This window comes from Pseudonocardia sp. EC080619-01 (genome assembly GCF_001420995.1).
GTDB lineage: Bacteria > Actinomycetota > Actinomycetes > Mycobacteriales > Pseudonocardiaceae > Pseudonocardia.
In genome coordinates this window covers 3,715,019-3,731,148 of record NZ_CP012184.1, presented here as the reverse complement: position 1 = coordinate 3,731,148, position 16,130 = coordinate 3,715,019, and the positions used below count along the sequence as shown (strand labels likewise).

At 75.5% G+C, this 16,130-nt stretch carries 17 protein-coding genes; 2 read left to right on the top strand and 15 right to left on the bottom strand.

Features of this window, described 5'->3' with window-relative positions; all coding sequences use genetic code 11:
• The first annotated feature begins 59 nt into the window (after positions 1-59).
• Complete coding sequence (locus AD017_RS17525) at positions 60-1,310, top strand: aspartate aminotransferase family protein (protein WP_227012769.1); 1,251 nt, start codon at positions 60-62, stop codon at positions 1,308-1,310.
• A gap of 12 nt (positions 1,311-1,322) precedes the next feature.
• On the opposite strand, the gene rimI is transcribed toward AD017_RS17525, so the two are convergent.
• The 8 genes from rimI to glmS all read right to left on the bottom strand — a co-directional run bounded on the left by rimI (position 1,323) and on the right by glmS (position 10,940).
• On the bottom strand, positions 1,323-1,799 hold the full coding sequence (rimI, locus tag AD017_RS17520; protein ID WP_010227302.1) for a ribosomal protein S18-alanine N-acetyltransferase: 477 nt from the start codon (positions 1,797-1,799) through the stop codon (positions 1,323-1,325).
• Complete coding sequence (tsaB, locus tag AD017_RS17515; RefSeq protein ID WP_060574850.1) at positions 1,796-2,500, bottom strand: tRNA (adenosine(37)-N6)-threonylcarbamoyltransferase complex dimerization subunit type 1 TsaB; 705 nt, start codon at positions 2,498-2,500, stop codon at positions 1,796-1,798. The genes rimI and tsaB overlap by 4 nt, the downstream gene beginning before the upstream one ends.
• Before the next feature lie 11 nt (positions 2,501-2,511).
• Entirely contained in the window at positions 2,512-3,000 is a 489-nt protein-coding gene (gene tsaE, locus AD017_RS17510) for a tRNA (adenosine(37)-N6)-threonylcarbamoyltransferase complex ATPase subunit type 1 TsaE (protein ID WP_010227307.1), read from the bottom strand.
• Positions 2,997-4,352 carry an alpha/beta fold hydrolase gene (locus tag AD017_RS17505; RefSeq protein WP_082398779.1) on the bottom strand — a complete coding sequence of 452 codons (1,356 nt, stop codon included), beginning with the start codon at positions 4,350-4,352 and terminating at the stop codon, positions 2,997-2,999. The genes tsaE and AD017_RS17505 overlap by 4 nt, the downstream gene beginning before the upstream one ends.
• Entirely contained in the window at positions 4,349-5,545 is a 1,197-nt protein-coding gene (gene alr / locus AD017_RS17500) for an alanine racemase (protein WP_060576445.1), read from the bottom strand. The genes AD017_RS17505 and alr overlap by 4 nt, the downstream gene beginning before the upstream one ends.
• Positions 5,546-5,587: 42 nt before the next feature.
• Positions 5,588-7,012: an argininosuccinate synthase gene (gene argG / locus AD017_RS17495; RefSeq protein WP_010236504.1), complete on the bottom strand. Its 1,425-nt coding sequence runs from the start codon at positions 7,010-7,012 to the stop codon at positions 5,588-5,590.
• 448 nt (positions 7,013-7,460) lie between these two features.
• Entirely contained in the window at positions 7,461-8,966 is a 1,506-nt protein-coding gene (locus AD017_RS17490; protein ID WP_060574849.1) for an NAD(P)H-hydrate dehydratase, read from the bottom strand.
• A 99-nt stretch (positions 8,967-9,065) separates the two neighbouring features.
• On the bottom strand, positions 9,066-10,940 hold the full coding sequence (gene glmS / locus AD017_RS17485) for a glutamine--fructose-6-phosphate transaminase (isomerizing) (protein ID WP_010234308.1): 1,875 nt from the start codon (positions 10,938-10,940) through the stop codon (positions 9,066-9,068).
• A 118-nt stretch (positions 10,941-11,058) separates the two neighbouring features.
• On the opposite strand from glmS, the gene AD017_RS17480 reads away from it, so the two are divergent.
• The gene (locus AD017_RS17480; RefSeq protein ID WP_227012768.1) at positions 11,059-11,949 is read left to right on the top strand and encodes a dienelactone hydrolase family protein; all 891 of its coding nucleotides are present in this window, start codon (positions 11,059-11,061) and stop codon (positions 11,947-11,949) included.
• A 3-nt stretch (positions 11,950-11,952) separates the two neighbouring features.
• Here the strand turns inward: AD017_RS17480 and AD017_RS17475 are convergent, their stop codons facing one another.
• From AD017_RS17475 to AD017_RS17445, 7 genes are all read right to left on the bottom strand, one after another.
• Positions 11,953-12,306, bottom strand: a complete 354-nt coding sequence (locus tag AD017_RS17475; RefSeq protein ID WP_060574848.1) for a hypothetical protein — start codon at positions 12,304-12,306, stop codon at positions 11,953-11,955.
• The gene (locus tag AD017_RS17470) at positions 12,285-12,575 is read right to left on the bottom strand and encodes a hypothetical protein (RefSeq protein WP_060574847.1); all 291 of its coding nucleotides are present in this window, start codon (positions 12,573-12,575) and stop codon (positions 12,285-12,287) included. Before AD017_RS17470 ends, AD017_RS17475 begins: the two co-directional genes overlap by 22 nt.
• Positions 12,576-12,716: 141 nt before the next feature.
• A complete protein-coding gene (gene glmM / locus AD017_RS17465) occupies positions 12,717-14,054 on the bottom strand; it encodes a phosphoglucosamine mutase (RefSeq protein ID WP_010234321.1) in 1,338 nt (445 codons plus the stop codon).
• Between the two features lie 11 nt (positions 14,055-14,065).
• Positions 14,066-14,674: a 30S ribosomal protein S9 gene (rpsI, locus tag AD017_RS36400; RefSeq protein ID WP_082539071.1), complete on the bottom strand. Its 609-nt coding sequence runs from the start codon at positions 14,672-14,674 to the stop codon at positions 14,066-14,068.
• Positions 14,671-15,114: a 50S ribosomal protein L13 gene (gene rplM / locus AD017_RS17455; protein WP_010234325.1), complete on the bottom strand. Its 444-nt coding sequence runs from the start codon at positions 15,112-15,114 to the stop codon at positions 14,671-14,673. The genes rpsI and rplM overlap by 4 nt, the downstream gene beginning before the upstream one ends.
• Before the next feature lie 274 nt (positions 15,115-15,388).
• Complete coding sequence (locus AD017_RS17450) at positions 15,389-15,682, bottom strand: WXG100 family type VII secretion target (RefSeq protein WP_060574846.1); 294 nt, start codon at positions 15,680-15,682, stop codon at positions 15,389-15,391.
• Between the two features lie 9 nt (positions 15,683-15,691).
• A complete protein-coding gene (locus tag AD017_RS17445) occupies positions 15,692-16,003 on the bottom strand; it encodes a WXG100 family type VII secretion target (RefSeq protein ID WP_010234331.1) in 312 nt (103 codons plus the stop codon).
• Between the last annotated feature and the right edge of the window lie 127 nt (positions 16,004-16,130).

Below are 16,130 nucleotides of genomic sequence, written 5' to 3'. Positions count from 1 at the left end.
TCGCGTGCCCGGTGCGGCGGCCTAGCGTGGACCCCACCGCCCCGACGAGGAGGCCGACTTTGTCCGCGTTCTGGCACCCGTTCGCCGCCATGCACTCCGTCCGCGACGCCAAGGTGACGATCACCCGCGGCGACGACGTCTGGGTCCACGACGACGCGGGGAACCGCTACCTCGACGGCACCGCGAGCCTCTGGTACGCCAACGTCGGACACGGCCGCCGCGAGATCGTGGACGCCGTCACCGAGCAGCTCGGGCGGCTGGAGGCGTACTCCACCTTCACCGACTTCTCCAACGAGCCCGCCGAGCGGCTCGCCGACGAGATCGCCGCCCGCGCCCCGCTCGACGGCGGCAAGGTGTTCTTCACCAGTGGCGGCGGCGACTCCATCGAGACCGCGGCGAAGCTGGCCCGCGAGTACTTCGCGGCCGTCGGGGAGCCGGAACGCACGGTGCTGCTGCACCGCGAGCACAGCTACCACGGCACGCACGGCCTGGGCACCGCACTGGCCGGGATCCCGGGGAACCGGACCGGTGGGCCCTTCGTGCCGGACGTCGTCCGGACCCCGTGGGACGACGCCGCCGGGCTGGAGAAGACGATCGTCGACCTCGGCCCGGAGCGGGTCGCGGCCTTCTTCTGCGAGCCGGTGATCGGCGCGGGCGGCGTGCTGCCGCCGCCGGAGGGCTACGTGGAGGCGGCCGCCGAGATCTGCCGCCGGCACGGCGTGCTGTTCGTCGCCGACGCCGTGATCTGCGGGTTCGGCAGGCTCGGCGACTGGTTCGGCGTCGAGCGGTTCGGGGTGCGCCCGGACATCGCGGTCTTCGCGAAGGGCGTCACGTCCGGCTACCAGCCACTGGGCGGGATCGTCGCCTCCGAGCGGATCGCCGCCCCGTTCTGGGACGAGCCCGGCCGGGTGTTCCGGCACGGCCAGACCTACGCGGGTCATCCCACGGCGTGCGCGGCCGGGTCGGCGACGATCGCGCTGCTGGAGCGGGACGGCCTGCTGGCCCGGGCCGACGCCCTGGAGCCGCAGCTGCTGGAACGCCTGCAGGGACTCACCGACCACCCGCTGGTCGACCACGCCCGCGGCGGCGTCGGCGTGCTCGGCGGGCTCGGCTTCGACCCGGAGCGGCTGGCCGGTGCGCCGGACCTGCCCCAGCGGGTGTTCCGCGCGACCCGGGAGCGGGGCGTGCTGATCCGCCCGATGGTGTCGGCGCTGGGGTTCTCGCCGCCGCTCACCGCGACCCCGGAACACCTGGACCTGCTGGCCGAGGCCACCCGGGCCGGGCTGGACGCGGTGGCGGCCGGGCTCTGACCGCGGTCGCGGTCAGGTGCCGGCCGTGCCCGCCGGGTCGCGCCGCATCGTGTGCGCGTCGGCCCCGGACGGCCGGTAGTACCGCTTCCGCAGCCCGACGATCCCGAAGCCGTGGGCCTCGTACAGCGTGCGGGCCGGCTCGTTGTCGGTCCGGACCTCGAGGAACACGGTCGCGCCGAGCTCGTCGGCCGCCTCGAGCAGCCGCGCGAGCAGCGCCCGCCCGATCCCGTGCCGCTGCCAGCCCGGGTCGACGCCGATGGTGTGCACCTCGGCCTCGGCCTGCGGCGGCCCCGCGACGACGGCGAGCCCCGCGTACCCGACGAGCCGGCCGTCCACCCGGGCGGCGAGGTAGAGCTGCCCGGACGTGACGGCCTCGCGGAACGCCTGCGCGCTCCACGGGTCGTCCCCGGGGAACAGCAGGTCCTCCAGCTCCGCGCAGCGCTCGGCGTCCGCCCGGTAGAGCGGGCCGACGGTGACGGTGGCGGTCATGCGGTGACGCGCTTGCGCCCGGTCGGCTCGACGGCGTCGGGGCGGCGCAGGTAGAGGGGCTCGACCGGCACCGGGGTGCGCCCGGCCCGCAGCGCGGCCGCGGCCACGCCGACGAGTGCCGCCGGCGACGGCGCGGACGGCCCGGTGACCTCCACGCCGAGCCGGTCGGCGAACGACGGGTCGCCGACGACGGTGCCGACGGCCAGCCCGGGGAGCCGTTCGGCCAGCTCGGCGGGTGGCTCGACGGCCGGTCCGGTGAGCCGCCGCGCGGCCGGGTCGTACGCGGCCCAGTACACCTCGCGGCGACGCGCGTCGGTCACGACCAGCAGGTTGTCCGGTCCCGTCCGCGGGTCCGGGGCGCCCGGCTCGGCGATCCCGGCCGCGGTCAGGGCGAGCGCGTCGTGCGAGCAGACCCCGTGCACCGGGACGTCGAGTGCGTGCCCGAGCGCGGCGGCCGAGACGATCCCGACGCGCAGCCCGGTGAAGGGCCCCGGCCCCGCCCCGACGACGACGGCGCCGATCCCGGACAGCTCCCGCCCTGCCTCGGCGCAGAGCGCGCGGACGGCGGGCACGAGCAGCTCACCGTGCTTGCGCCCGTCGTGGGCGCGGGCGGCGAGGGTCTCGGGAGGGCCGTCGGCGGGCAGCGCGACGAGCCCGGCGGTCACGACCGTCGTCGCGGTGTCCAGGGCCAGTACCAGCACGGTCGACCAGCCTACGGTCGTGCCGTGCGGCGCAGCGTGGCGACCCGGGTCTCGTCGTCGCGGCGCTCCAGCACGACCTCGACGGCCCCGCGCTCGTCGTCACCGGCGAGGCGTTCCGCGAGACCGACACCCCACTCGACGGCGACGACGGCCCGGCCCAGCTCGGTGTCGAGATCGAGGTCGTCGAGCTCGGCGGCGACGTCGACGTTCCCGTCGGGGCCGCCGAGCCGGTAGGCGTCGACGTGCACCAGCGCCGGCCCGCCGCCCGACGAGGGGTGCTCGCGCGCGATCACGAACGTCGGCGACGCGACGGAGCCGGTCACGCCGAGCCCCCGGGCGAGCCCGCGGACGAGCGCGGTCTTCCCCGCCCCCAGCGGCCCGGCGAGCAGCAGCAGGTCCCCCGCGGCGAGCTCGCGGCCGAGTTCCTCGCCGAACGCCTCCGTGTCGGCGACGGTGGGCAGCTCACGGCGCAGCGGCCCGGCCCCCGCGGGCGGGATCACGACCGGTCCTTGCGCGACCCCGGGCCGGCCTTCCCGCCACGGGAGCGGCCCGTGCCGCGTCCGGTCCCCCGGCCCGTTCCCCGCAGCACGCCTCCGCGCCGGCGGCCGGTGCCCCGTGCGCCGCTCGGCGCCGTCCGGCCCGGGCCGTCGGCCGCGTCCGCCGTGGCCCCGTCCGCCGTGGTCTCGCCGGCGGCGGGCTCGTCGGTGGCGGCCGCACGGCGCGGGCGCATCGAGCGGTGCGGCGGGCGGGTGAGCCGGAACCGGTCGCCGCGGGACCGCTCCAGGCTGCGCTCGATCAGGTTCCCGAGCTCGTCGTCGACGGCGTCGGGCTGCTCCAGCATCGGCATGTGGCCGACGCCGTGCAGCCGCACCAGCCGCGCGGTCGGGATCGCCTCGGCGATCACCTCGGAGTGCCGGTACGGGATGATCCGGTCGGCGTCGCCGGCGAGGACCAGCACCTCGGCGTCGGACAGCCCGGGCAGCGCGGCCAGCCGGTCGTGCGTGCCGAGGGTGTCGACGAAGTCGGTCAGCGCCCCCACCGCGTTCGAGTCGATCATGGTGTCGACCAGGTCGACCATCCGCGGGTCCACCGCCCGGTCGCCGTAGGCGAACCGCTTGGTGATCGCCCAGATGATGTCGCCGAGCGCGCGCCGCCCGGTCTCGACCAGGTTCGGCTGCCACGCGGCCAGGCCACCGAGCGTGCGGATCACCGGGTTGCGGCGGGACAGGAACGTGCCCGGCAGCCCGGACGACGCCATCTCCCCGGCCGAGGTCGACACCAGCGCGACCCCCGCGACGCGGTCGTGGAACAGCTCCGGGTGCTGCTCGGCGAGCGCCATCACCGTCATGCCGCCCATCGAGTGCGCGACCAGCACCAGCGGCCCCTCCGGGGCGAGCGCGCGGACCACCGCGTCGAGATCGCGCCCGAGCTGGTCGATCGTGCAGCTCTCCTGCGGCGCCCGCTCGGAGCGGCCGTGGCTGCGCTGGTCGTAGAGCACCATCCGGACCGACGGCCCCGTCAGCAGCGCCAGGTACTCGCGCTGCTCCTGCCAGGTCCGCCGGTCCAGCGCGAACCCGTGCACCAGGACGACGGTGACCGCCGGCTCGGCGCCGTCGGCCGGCCCGACCTCCTCGCAGGCGAGCCGGACGCCGTCGTCGGCCATCACCGAGCTCTCCTCGCCGGACCAGCCGGCAGGCTCCTGCCCGCCGTGCTCGGCCATCTCGGTGGCCAGGCTGCGCCGCGCCGACGCGATCTTCCGGCGCTGCGAGGCGACGCCGACGCCCGCGGCGGCACCCGCCGCACCGACCAGGCCACCGGCGATCCCGGCGACCGTCCAACCCCTGCGGCTCATGCGTTCCCCCCGCCGAGCACGGTGCGGCGCACCCGGCCCTTGATGCCGGTGACGATCTCGTAGTGGATGGTGCCCAGCTCGTCGGCCCACTCGCGGGCGGTCGGCCCGCCGCCGTCGCCGGTGCCGAACAGCTCCACCCGGTCGCCGACCACGACACCGAGCTCACCCGGTGCACCGCAGTCGACGACGAACTGGTCCATGCACACCCGCCCGGCGACCGGGCGGACCGCATCCCCGATCCGCACCCGCATCCGGCGGCCGTCGTTCATCCGCCGCGGGACGCCGTCGGCGTAGCCGAGCGGGACCAGCGCGAGGGTCCGCGGACCGGGCGCGGTCCACTCGTGGCCGTAGGAGACGCCCTCGCCGGCGGCGACGGTCTTCACCAGCGCGACCCGGCCGCGCACCGTCATCGCCGGGCGCAACGGGCTGTCGGCCGGCTGGGCGATCGGGTCCAGTCCGTAGGCGGCGATCCCCGGGCGCACCAGGTCGAGGTGCAGGTCGGGGCGGGTCATGAGGGCCGCCGAGTTCGCGAGGTGGACCAGCGGGGCGAACCCGCGGTCGCGGACGTGCGAGGCGGCGGCCCGCAGCCGCGCGGCCTGCGCGTCGATGCTGGGGTCGCCGGGCTCGTCGGCACGGGCGAGGTGCGACCAGACGGCGTCGATCTCGCAGGTCCCCTCCGCGGCCGCGGCGGCGACGTCGTCGACCAGGCCGGGCCACTCGTCGGGCGGGCAGCCGTTGCGGGACAGCCCGGTGTCCGCCTTGAGGTGCAGCCGGACCGGCCGCCCGGCCGCGCGGGCACCGGCCAGCACCGCGGTCAGGTGCTCGCGGGACGACACCGACAGCTCCACCCCCGCGGCGACGGCGGCGGCGAAGTCCTCGTCGGGCAGGTGCAGCCAGGACAGCAGCGGCGCGCCGATCCCGGCGGAGCGCAGCGCGAGGGCCTCGTCCAGGGTCGCGACGCCGAGGCGGCCCGCCCCGGACGACAGCGCCGCCCGGGCGACGCCGGCCGCGCCGTGGCCGTACCCGTCGGCCTTGACCACGACCATCGTCGCGGCGCCGCTGCGCGCGGCCAGGCCGGACAGGTACGCGACGTTGTGCCGCACCGCGTCCAGGTCGACCACGGCCTCGGCCCGGGGTCCGCCGGGCGGGGGCGCGGGGGCGCCCGCACCGGGTACGGGTTCGGTGGCTGGCAACACGGCCCCGATCATCGCATCCCGGAACGACGGGCCCGTCCCTCAGTCGGTCCCGGCCTCCATCGCGGCCCGGTCGAGGGACTCCTCGACCTGCTCGGCACCCTCCTCGGCGGGCGTCGCGGTGATCTCCGCCGCCCGGCCCGGCTCGACGTCGCCGACGAAGGTCCGGAACGACCCGCCCAGCATCCCGGTCGCGGCGTACTGCTCGAGCTTGGCGCGGGAGTCGGCCAGGTCGAGGTTGCGCAGGGTGAGCTGGCCGATCCGGTCGCCGGGCGTGAAGGGGGCGTCCTCGACGCGCTCCATCGACAGCCGGTCCTCGGCGTAGGCCAGCGCCGGCCCGCGGGTGTCGAGCACCGACCAGTCGTTGCCGCGGCGCAGCCGCACGGTCACCGAGCCGGTGATCGCGTTGCCGACCCAGCGGGTCAGCGACTCGCGCAGCATCAGCGACTGCGGCTCCAGCCAGCGGCCCTCGTAGAGCAGCCGGCCCAGCCGGCGCCCCTCGGTCTCGTAGGCGGCGAGGGAATCCTCGTTGTGGATCGCGGAGACCAGCCGCTCGTAGGTGACGAACAGCAGCGCCATGGCCGGGGCCTCGTAGATGCCGCGGCTCTTCGCCTCGATGATCCGGTTCTCGATCTGGTCGGTCATGCCGAGGCCGTGCCGGCCACCGATCCGGTTGGCCTCGTCGACCAGTGCGACCGGGTCGTCGTAGCGGGTGCCGTTGATCGCGACCGGGCGGCCGGCCTCCCACTCGACGGTGACGTCCTCGGTCTCGACCTCGACGGCCGGGTCCCAGAACCGCACGCCCATGATCGGCTCGACGATCTCCAGCGAGGTGTCGAGGTGCTCGAGCCTCTTGGCCTCGTGGGTGGCGCCCCAGATGTTGGCGTCGGTCGAGTACGCCTTCTCCGCCGACGCCCGGTAGGGCAGGTCCCGCTCGCCCAGCCAGTGGCTCATCTCGGTGCGGCCGCCGAGCTGGTCGACGAACACCTCGTCGAGCCACGGCTTGTAGATCCGCAGCGCCGGGTTCGCGAGCAGCCCGTAGCGGTAGAAGCGCTCGATGTCGTTGCCCTTGAACGTCGAGCCGTCGCCCCAGATCGAGACGCCGTCCTCGGCCATCGCGCGCACCAGCAGCGTGCCGGTGACGGCGCGGCCGATCGGCGTGGTGTTGAAGTACGGCATGCCACCGGCGCGGATGTGGAACGCCCCGCACGCGATCGCGGCGATGCCCTCGTCGACCAGCGCACGACGGCAGTCGACGACCCGCGCGGACTCGGCGCCGTACTCGAGCGCCCGCTCGCGGACCGCGACGAGGTCGGGCTCGTCGGGCTGTCCCAGGTCGGCCGTGTAGGCGTACGGGACCGCGCCGTTCTCGCGCATCCAGGCGACCGCGACCGAGGTGTCGAGGCCACCGGAGAAGGCGATGCCGACGCGCTCGCCGACGGGGAGGCTGGTCAGGATCTTCGGCACGCGAAGACGCTAACAACCCGGCCGACGCGCAGGTCGGCCGGTGTCCGCCCGGCCGCCCCCGCCGCCCTCGCACCGAGTCCGCGCCGAGGCACCCCGTCCCCGGCTTGCGCACCCCTTCCCTGTCTGGCGCACCCTGTCGCGGCTCGCGGCACCCCGCGCAAGGGGTGCGGCGCACGGCCATGGGGTGCGCGGCAGCGCCGGGCGCGGCGGAAGCGACCGGATCCGGCGGCCCCGCGGACGACGCACCCCGACCTGCGCCCAGCGCACCCCGTGGCGGGCCGACACACCCCGTAGCGGCCGCCGCACCCCGTGGCGGCCCGGCGCACCCCGTAGCGGGCCGCCGCACGCATCCCGTGGTGGGCCGGCGCAACCCGTAGCGGGCCGGCGCACCCCACGCGACGGGTGCGGCGCGCGGGCACGGGGTGCGCGGCGGCGCGTGGTCGGCGGGTCAGCCGGATCCGGCGGCGGCGCGGACGGCGCGCAGGGCCACCGGGATCGCGGCCTGCATCGCCGATGCCGGTGCCGGGACCGGGGGCAGGCCGTGCTCGCGGGCGGCGGCCGTCGCGGCGCGGGCGTGCACGAGCGTGGCGCACCCGGCCGCCCACCAGGGGTCCAGCCCGGCCGCGAGCAAGGCGCCGATCATGCCGGTCAGGACGTCCCCGGACCCCGCGGTCGCCGCCCAGGAGTCGCCGGCCGGGTCGATCAGGGCCCGCCCGTCCGGTGCGGCGACGACGGTCGCGTTGCCCTTGAGCAGCACCGTCACCCCCAGGTCGGCGGCGGCCCGGCGGGCGGCCGCGACGCGGTCCGGGCCGATGTCGCCCGCGATCCGGGCGAACTCCCCCGCGTGCGGGGTGAGCACGACCGGCTCGCCGAGGATCCGGTCGCGCAGGTGGGCGTGCTGGGCCAGCAGGGTGATGCCGTCGGCGTCGATGCACAGCGGGACCTCGCGGTCGAGCACCGACTCCAGCACCGCCAGGCCCTGTGCCCCGGTGCCGATGCCCGGGCCGACCGCCCACGCCTGGGTGCGGCCCGCGTCGGTGATGTCGCCGGTGGCGACGATCTCCGGCCAGTGCCGGCGCACCTCGTCGGCGGCGGATCCGGCGAACCGCACCATGCCGGAGGTGGCGAGCGCGGCGGCACCGGCGGCGAGCACCGCTGCCCCGGGGTAGGTGGCCGATCCGGCGGCGATCCCGACGACGCCCTGGCTGTACTTGTCGTCGTCCGGGCCGGGGACCGGCCAGAACAGGCCGGCGTCGGCGTCGGTGAGGAGCCGGGCGTGCGGGTCGGCAGGCAGGAACGGCCCGAGCCCGAAGTCGACGAGCCGGACCGGGCCGCACAGCGGCGCGGCGAGGGCGTGCACCGGTTTGCGGGCGCCGAAGGTGACGGTGAGCGCCGCCCGGACGTGCGGCCCGTCGGTCGTGCCGGTGTCGGTGTCCACCCCCGACGGCAGGTCGCACGCGACGATCGGCACCCCGGCGTCGTCGGCGGCCTCGACGAGTGCGGGCGCCGGGTCCCGCAGCGCCCCGCGCCCGGAGATGCCGACGATCCCGTCGACGACGACGTCCGCGCCCGCGACCGCGGCCCGCGCGGCGTCGAGCGCTCCCGGGTCCGCGACGCCACCGGGGCCGGCACCCGGGCCGAGCGGGAGGACCCGGCCGCGGGCCGCCCGCAGCGCCGCCAGGCCACCGGGTTGGGCGCGGTCCGGTGCCAGCAGGACCGCGGTGACGCGCGCGCCACGGCGGCGCAGCTCGGCGCCCGCCCAGAGGGCGTCGCCGCCGTTGTCACCGGCCCCGACCAGCAGCACCACCCGGCGCCCGTAGGTGGAGCCGAGGAACCCGCGCAGGTGGGCCGCCAGCCCGCCCGCCGCGCGGCGCATGAGCACGCCGTCGGCGACGGTGCGCATCATGGCCGACTCGGCCGCCCGGATCTGCTCCGCCGTGTACACCCCGTGCATGCCCGGCAGGCTAGTGCTCGTCCCGGTCCGCTCACCGGATCCGCGGACGCTCACGCCATCGCGTGAGCGTCGCCGGAACCCGTGAGCGGGGACCGGGGCTCACTCCACGGTGACGGACTTCGCGAGGTTGCGGGGCTTGTCGACGTCGTAGCCGCGGGCGCGGGCGATCTCGGCCGCGATGACCTGCAGCGGGATCGTCGCGACGAGCGGCTGCAGCAGCGTCGGCACCGCGGGCAGCTCGAAGAGGTGGTCGGCGAACGGGCGGACCGTCTCGTCGCCGGTCTCGGCGATCACGACCGTCCGGGCGCCGCGCGCCTTGATCTCCTGGATGTTGGAGAGCAGCTTCGAGTGCAGCACCGCGCGGCCCTTCGGCGACGGCATCACGACGACGACCGGCAGGCCGTCCTCGATCAGCGCGATCGGGCCGTGCTTGAGCTCGCCGGCCGCGAACGCCTCGGCGTGCATGTAGGCGAGCTCCTTGAGCTTGAGCGCACCCTCCAGCGCCACCGGGAAGCCGACGTGGCGCCCGAGGAACAGCACCGCCTTCGACGGCGCCAGCTCCTGCCCCAGCGCACGCGCCTCCCCGAGCGACTCCAGCACCTCGGCGACCGCCTCCGGGATCGCCTCCAGCTGCTCGAACTCGCGGACGACCTCGTCCGGGTACTTCGTCCCGCGCGCCTGCGCCAGCGCCAGGCCGACCAGGTAGTTCGCCGCGACCTGCGCGGTGAAGGTCTTGGTGGCCGCGACGCCGATCTCGGGGCCGGCGTGGGTGTAGATCACCGCGTCGGACTCGCGGGGGATCTGCGCACCGTTGGTGTTGCAGATCGCGAGCACCCGGGCCTTCTGGTCCTTGGCGTGCCGCAGCGCCTCGAGGGTGTCGGCGGTCTCGCCGGACTGGGAGATCGCGACGACCAGCGTCGAGCGGTCCAGGACCGGGTCCCGGTAGCGGAACTCGGAGGCGAGCTCGATCTCGACGGGCAGCCGCGTCCAGTGCTCGATCGCGTACTTCGCCAGCAGCCCGGAGTGGTACGCGGTGCCGCAGGCGATGACGAAGACCTTGTCGACGTCCCGCAGGTCCTGGTCGGTGAGGCGCTGCTCGTCGAGCACGATCCGGCCGTCGACGAGGTGCCCGCGCAGCGTGTTCGCGATCGCGGTGGGCTGCTCCTCGATCTCCTTGAGCATGAAGTAGTCGTGGCCGCCCTTCTCCGCGGCCGCGAGATCCCACGTCACCTCGAACGGGTTGGCGGCGACGGGCGCACCGGCGAAGTCGGTGACGTCGTAGCCGTCCCGGGTGATCGTGACGACCTGGTCCTGCCCCAGCTCGACGGCCGAGCGGGTGAACTCGATGAAGGCGGCGACGTCGGAGGCGAGGAAGGTCTCGCCCTCACCGATGCCGAGCACCAGCGGCGAGTTCCGCCGGGCGGCGACGATCCGGTCCGGCTCGTCGGCGTGCGTCACGACCAGGGTGAACGCACCCTCCAGCAGCCGGGCGACGGCGCGGACGGACGCGGGCAGGTCACCGCGCGCGTCCTCCACCCCGGCCAGCTCACCGGCGTACGCGAGCGCGACGAGGTGCGCCGCGGTCTCGGTGTCGGTGTCGGACTCGGCCCAGATCCCGCGCGCCTCCAGCTCGGCACGCAGCTCCATGAAGTTCTCGATGATCCCGTTGTGGACGACCGCGACCTTGCCGTCGCTGCTCCGGTGCGGGTGCGCGTTCCGGTCGTTCGGCGGGCCGTGGGTCGCCCAGCGGGTGTGCCCGATCCCGGCCGTCCCCGCGAACCGCTCCCGGCCGACCTCGTCGAGCAGGGCCTCCAGGTTCGCCAGCGCCCCGGCCTTGCGCTCGACCAGCAACCCTCCGTCGACCGGGAGGGCGACACCGGCGGAGTCGTACCCCCGGTACTCCAGACGTCGCAGACCACCGAGAACGACGTCGAGTGCGCCTTGATGACCGACGTAACCGACGATGCCACACATGCCGGTGAGGGTATCCGCGCCCGATCCGCGATCTTCCGCCGCAGGGTGGGACGGGCGCCACGCCGAGGACCGGGCGCGAGCCGGGCGCCGGGTGACCTGCCCCGGTACGGTGCCGTCCGTGGCCCGGAGCAGCGTGACCCGCCCCCCGTCGATGAAGGGTGCCAAGGACGCACTCGGCGTGCTCTCCCGGCCGGGCCCGAACCGGGTCCGGTTCGGTGACCTCGGCCTGATCGGGCTGCCGGGGATCGTCTACACCCCGGCCGAGGGCTACCAGCTGCCCGCGGTCGTCCTCGGGCACGCGTGGCTGCAGCCGGTCCGCCGCTACCACGAGCTGCTCCGCCACCTCGCGACCTGGGGGATCGTCGCCGCCGCCCCGAACACGCAGCGCGGGCCGGTCCCGAGCCTCTCCCGGTTCTCCTCGGACCTCGACACGGTGCTCGACGTCTGCGCCGGCGTCCGGCTGGGCGACGGCCGGATCAGCGTCGACGCCCGCCGCACCGCACTGATCGGGCACGGCACCGGCGGCGGTGCCGCGATCCTCACCGCTGCCCGGCGGGAGCGGCTCGGCGCACTCGTCACCCTGGCGCCGTCGGAGATCCAGCCGTCCGCGATCGAGGCGGCGGCCCGGGTGGGTGCCCCCACCCTGCACCTCGCCGCCGAGGTCGACTCGCTGGCACCGGCCGCGGGGCACGCCGAGCGGATTGCCGCCGCCCAGCGCGAGGCCGGCGCCGACGTGACGCTCCGCAGCATCGAGAAGGCCGGGCACCTCGGCTTCTGCGAGGGCAGGCACTGGTCGAGCTACCTGTTGCAGAACCGGCCGCAGCACCGCACCCGCAAGATCACCCGGGCGCTGGTGACGGCGTTCCTCATGCAGGAGCTGCTGGGCGAGAAGCGGGTGTCCGCGCTGACGTCGGGCGACGTCCCCGGGGCGCCGATCGTGGAGCCGCCGGACCCCGAGGCCGAGCAGGACTCCGGCGAGACCCACGGGCTCCTCGGCATCGGGAGCTGACCCTCACCGGCCGTCCATCGGTGGGAGCATCGGCGCGACCACGCCGCGACGGTCGGTCGTGCGGATCCCGGCGGTGCCGGGCAGCCGGATCCCGGGCACCGCGGGCGCGGACCCGGCGGCCCCTGCCTCCGCACGGTCCTGCTCGGCGGCCTCGGCCGCGACGTCGTCGGCGAGGCGCCGGGCGGCCCGCTGCACCAGGTCGAGGCGGGCGGTCCACTCGCGCCCGGCGTCGTCGTCCCACGCGACGGCGGCCCGCACCCCCGCCAGGACGTCCGCGGTGCCGTCCAGGCGCTCCACGAGCCGCCGCAGCGCCGCCGCCTGGTCGTCGACCCCGGTCACGGCCGGATCGGGACGCACGATCCTGCCCTCCCCGGGGCCGCACCGTGCACCTCGACGCCAGCCCGGAGCCGGGCGGCTGCGGCGGTGTCGGCGTGGCGGGTTGTGGTGGCGGCGTGGGTGGCCGTCGTGGCCAGGCTGTCGAGCTCGTCGGCGATCCGGTGCGCGTCGGTCCCGTGGTCACCCAGGGACCGGCCCGCCACCGCGCTCCGGAGGTCCGCAGCCGTCTCGCGGATCCGGGCCGCGGCACGGTCCAGGGCGTCGGGATCCCGCTGCATGTCCGGTCGCATCGCCCCAGGGTGCCCTCGACAGGTCCGTCGCACCGCCGTTCCGCGGGGGACGATCGCACCGGTGAACGACGGGTGGGCGGGAACGCGGACGGGGCCGCCACCCCGTGGGTGACGGCCCCGTCCGGAACCCTGTGGCGTCGGTCAGCTCGCGGCCGCGACCACCTCGGCCAGCCGGCCCGCGACGGCATCGGCCTCCGCCGCCGTCGGAGCCTCCACCATGACCCGCACCAGCTGCTCGGTGCCCGACGGGCGCAGCAGCACCCGCCCGGTCTCCCCGAGCTCGGCGCTCGCCGTCGCCACCGCCTCTGCGACCTGCGCGGACGCGGCCACGGTGTCCCTGTCCCCGACCGCGACGTTGCGCAGCACCTGCGGCAGCGGCGTGACGACCGCGGCCAGCTCGGCGAGCGAGGAGCCCGTCGACGCCATCCGCGACATGAGCCGTAGCGCGGTCAGCAGGCCGTCGCCGGTGGTGGCGTGCCCCGGGAGCACGACGTGCCCGGACTGCTCGCCGCCGAGGGTGAACCCACCCTCGCGAAGCCGCTCGAGCACGTACCGGTCACCGACCTTGGTGGTGTCCAGGGTGATCCCGGCGTCGCGCATGGCGAGGTGCAGACCGAGGTTGCTCATCACGGTCGCGACGAGCGTGTCGTGGGCCAGCTCGCCCGCGTCGCGCATCGCGAGCGCGAGCACCGCCATGATCTGGTCACCGTCGACGACGTTCCCGGCCGCGTCGACGGCGAGGCAGCGGTCGGCGTCGCCGTCGTGCGCGATGCCCAGGTCGGCGCCCTGCTCCCGGACGGCCGCGCGCAACGGCTCCAGGTGGGTCGACCCGACGCCGTCGTTGATGTTGAGGCCGTCCGGCTCGGCGTGCAGGGCGATGACATCGGCACCGGCCTGCCGGTAGGCCTCCGGCGCCGCGACCGACGCCGCGCCGTGCGCGCAGTCGACGATCACGCGGACGCCGTTCAGCGAGCCCGGGGCGGCCTCGAGCAGGTGCGCGACGTAGACGCCGGTGGCGTCCGGCGCGTCCCAGACGCGGCCGATGCCGTCCCCGGTGGGGCGGCCGTCCGCCGGGCGGTCGAGCCCGCGCTCGATCTCGGCCTCGACGTCGTCGGGGAGCTTGTGCCCGCCGGCGGCGAAGAGCTTGATGCCGTTGTCGGGCATCGGGTTGTGCGAGGCGGAGATCATCACGCCGAGGTCGGCACCGGTCTCGGCGACCAGGTGCGCGACACCGGGCGTGGGCAGGATCCCGACCCGGATCGCGTCCGCACCGGCCGAGGTGAGGCCGGCGACGACCGCGGACTCCAGCATCTCGCCGCTGGCACGCGGGTCCCGCCCGACGACCGCGACGGGCCGTCGGCCGGAGCCGTTCGACAGGGTGCGCGCAGCCGAGGCACAGACACCAACGGCGAACTCCGGTGTGAGGAGTTCGCCGTTGGCCAGGCCCCGGACGCCGTCGGTTCCGAAGAGGCGACGCATCCGGCTGCGATTCAGCGCTTGGAGTACTGGGGCGCCTTGCGGGCCTTCTTGAGGCCGTACTTCTTGCGCTCGACGGCGCGGGCGTCCCGGGTGAGGAAGCCGGCCTTCTTCAGGGCCGGACGGTCCTCGGCGTCGAGCTCGGCGAGCGCACGGGCGATGGCCAGGCGCAGGGCGCCGGCCTGACCCGCGGTGCCGCCACCGCGCAGGTTCGCGAAGATGTCGAACCGCTCGGTCTTCTCGACCGTGGTCAGCGGGTCCTTGACGACCTGCTGGTGCAGCTTGTTCGGGAAGTACGTCTCGAGCGGCTTGCCGTTCAGCGTGAACTGGCCGCTGCCGGGCAGCAGACGCACGCGGACGACGGCCTCCTTGCGGCGGCCGACGGTCTGCACCGGACGGTCACCCAGGACGGGCGCCTCGACGGCGAACGTATCGGCGTCGAACTCGGAGGAGTCGTCGATCGAGTAGTCGACGTCCGCGACGGCCTCGCCGACGGTCTCGGTCAGCTCGGTGTCGGTCGCCTCGGCGGCGGCACCCTCGGTCTCGACCGTCTCGACGACCTCGTCGGGTCCGTTCTCGGGGCTGGTCACGGGCTGTCCCTCTTCGTTGCTCGGGGTGGTCACTGGCTGACCTGCTTGATCTCGAACGGCTGCGGCTTCTGGGCCTCGTGCGGGTGCGACGGGCCGGCGTAGACCTTCAGCTTCTTGGCCATCGCACGGCCGAGACGGTTCTTCGGCAGCATGCCCTTGATGGCCTTCTCGACCAGGCGGTCCGGGTGGCTGTCGATCATCTCGCCGACCGACCGCTGGCTGAGGCCACCCGGGAAGCCGGAGTGCCGGTACACGAACTTGTCGGTGCGCTTGTTGCCGGACACCGAGATCTTCTCGGCGTTCACGATCACCACGAAGTCGCCGTTGTCGACGTGCGGCGCGTAGGTCGGCTTGTGCTTGCCACGCAGCAGCGTGGCGGCGTGGGTGGCGAGCCGACCGAGGCGCACGTCGTCGGCGTCGATCACGTGCCAGGCGTGGTTGATGTCGCCGGGCTTCGGGCTGTACGTGGGCACGGATCTACCTCGTCGTCGTTCTCGGCTTCGGTGGGCGGTACCGGCGGGGCATCCGCGCGGCCACCGGTCCACACTGGTGTGTCACTGGTTCCTCAGCGTGCCGCTGGTGGACGCCGGAGGGACGCACGCCCGCCGGACTCGGCTGCCCTCACGAACCTGCTCGAGGGACGACGGACAGCGCCCGCGGGTCTCCACCGCTGCACAACGAGAGTCAAGAGTACCCGGCGCTCCCGGGAGCGGACGCGGGGGGTCGCTCCGGTCCGCTCCCGGGCGGTCAGGCCGTGAACCGCTTCGCGTTGTCCGCCTCGACGGCCCGGTAGCCCGCCCCTGCGTCCAGGACCAGCACCTTGATCTTCTGCAGGGTGCCGGTCAGGTCGGCCGCGGAGCCGTCCCAGCGCCACTGTGCCTCGTCGTAGCGGGTGGCCGCGTCGCCCGTCCAGCCCGACACGACCGGCGCCAGGTACCCGCGGAGGTCGTCGAGCTGTCCGAGGATGCGCGCCCGCGCCCCGTCGATGTCGGCCGCGGCCTGCTCGATCGCGGCGAACGTGACCTTGATCTCGCCTCCCATGCCCGCCCCTCAGCCCAGCGCCGACGTGATGGCCGAGACGTTCCGGGCGTTCTCGTCCTCGATCCGCCGGTAGGCCGTGGCCGTGCCACCGAGCTGGTCGGCGATGTCGGCGAGCGCGGCGTTGAGCCGCGTCGCCTCGGTGTCCCACTCGGCCATCAGCGCGGTGAAGGCGGTGGCCGCGGCGCCCGCCCACCGGCCGCGGGTCGCCTCCAGCCGCGAGCGCAGCCCACCCAGCTCGCCGTCCACCGCGGTGCTCACCTCCCGCACCCGGCCCGCCGCCCGGGCCATCTCCTCCGTCGTCGTGCCGAACCCCTCGGCCATGCGCCTCACCCCGTCCCGTGTCCGCCCCGGGCGGCCGGGCCGTCCGGGGCCGGGGACACCCGTCCCCGGCCGGGGCACCGTCGCAGGGCGGGGACGCGGCCACGGCCGTTCGGGACCCGCCGTTCGC

What these genes read in the sequence shown, in the direction of transcription:
- AD017_RS17450 (WP_060574846.1), bottom strand. Translation starts at nt 15,682, where the DNA reads ATGGGAGGCGAGATCAAGGTCACGTTCGCCGCGATCGAGCAGGCCGCG.
- glmS (WP_010234308.1), bottom strand. Translation starts at nt 10,940, where the DNA reads ATGTGTGGCATCGTCGGTTACGTCGGTCATCAAGGCGCACTCGACGTC.
- rimI (WP_010227302.1), bottom strand. Translation starts at nt 1,799, where the DNA reads ATGACCGCCACCGTCACCGTCGGCCCGCTCTACCGGGCGGACGCCGAG.
- AD017_RS17470 (WP_060574847.1), bottom strand. Translation starts at nt 12,575, where the DNA reads ATGCGACCGGACATGCAGCGGGATCCCGACGCCCTGGACCGTGCCGCG.
- AD017_RS17445 (WP_010234331.1), bottom strand. Translation starts at nt 16,003, where the DNA reads ATGGCCGAGGGGTTCGGCACGACGACGGAGGAGATGGCCCGGGCGGCG.
- AD017_RS17490 (WP_060574849.1), bottom strand. Translation starts at nt 8,966, where the DNA reads ATGCACGGGGTGTACACGGCGGAGCAGATCCGGGCGGCCGAGTCGGCC.
- AD017_RS17505 (WP_082398779.1), bottom strand. Translation starts at nt 4,352, where the DNA reads ATGAGCCGCAGGGGTTGGACGGTCGCCGGGATCGCCGGTGGCCTGGTC.
- glmM (WP_010234321.1), bottom strand. Translation starts at nt 14,054, where the DNA reads ATGCGTCGCCTCTTCGGAACCGACGGCGTCCGGGGCCTGGCCAACGGC.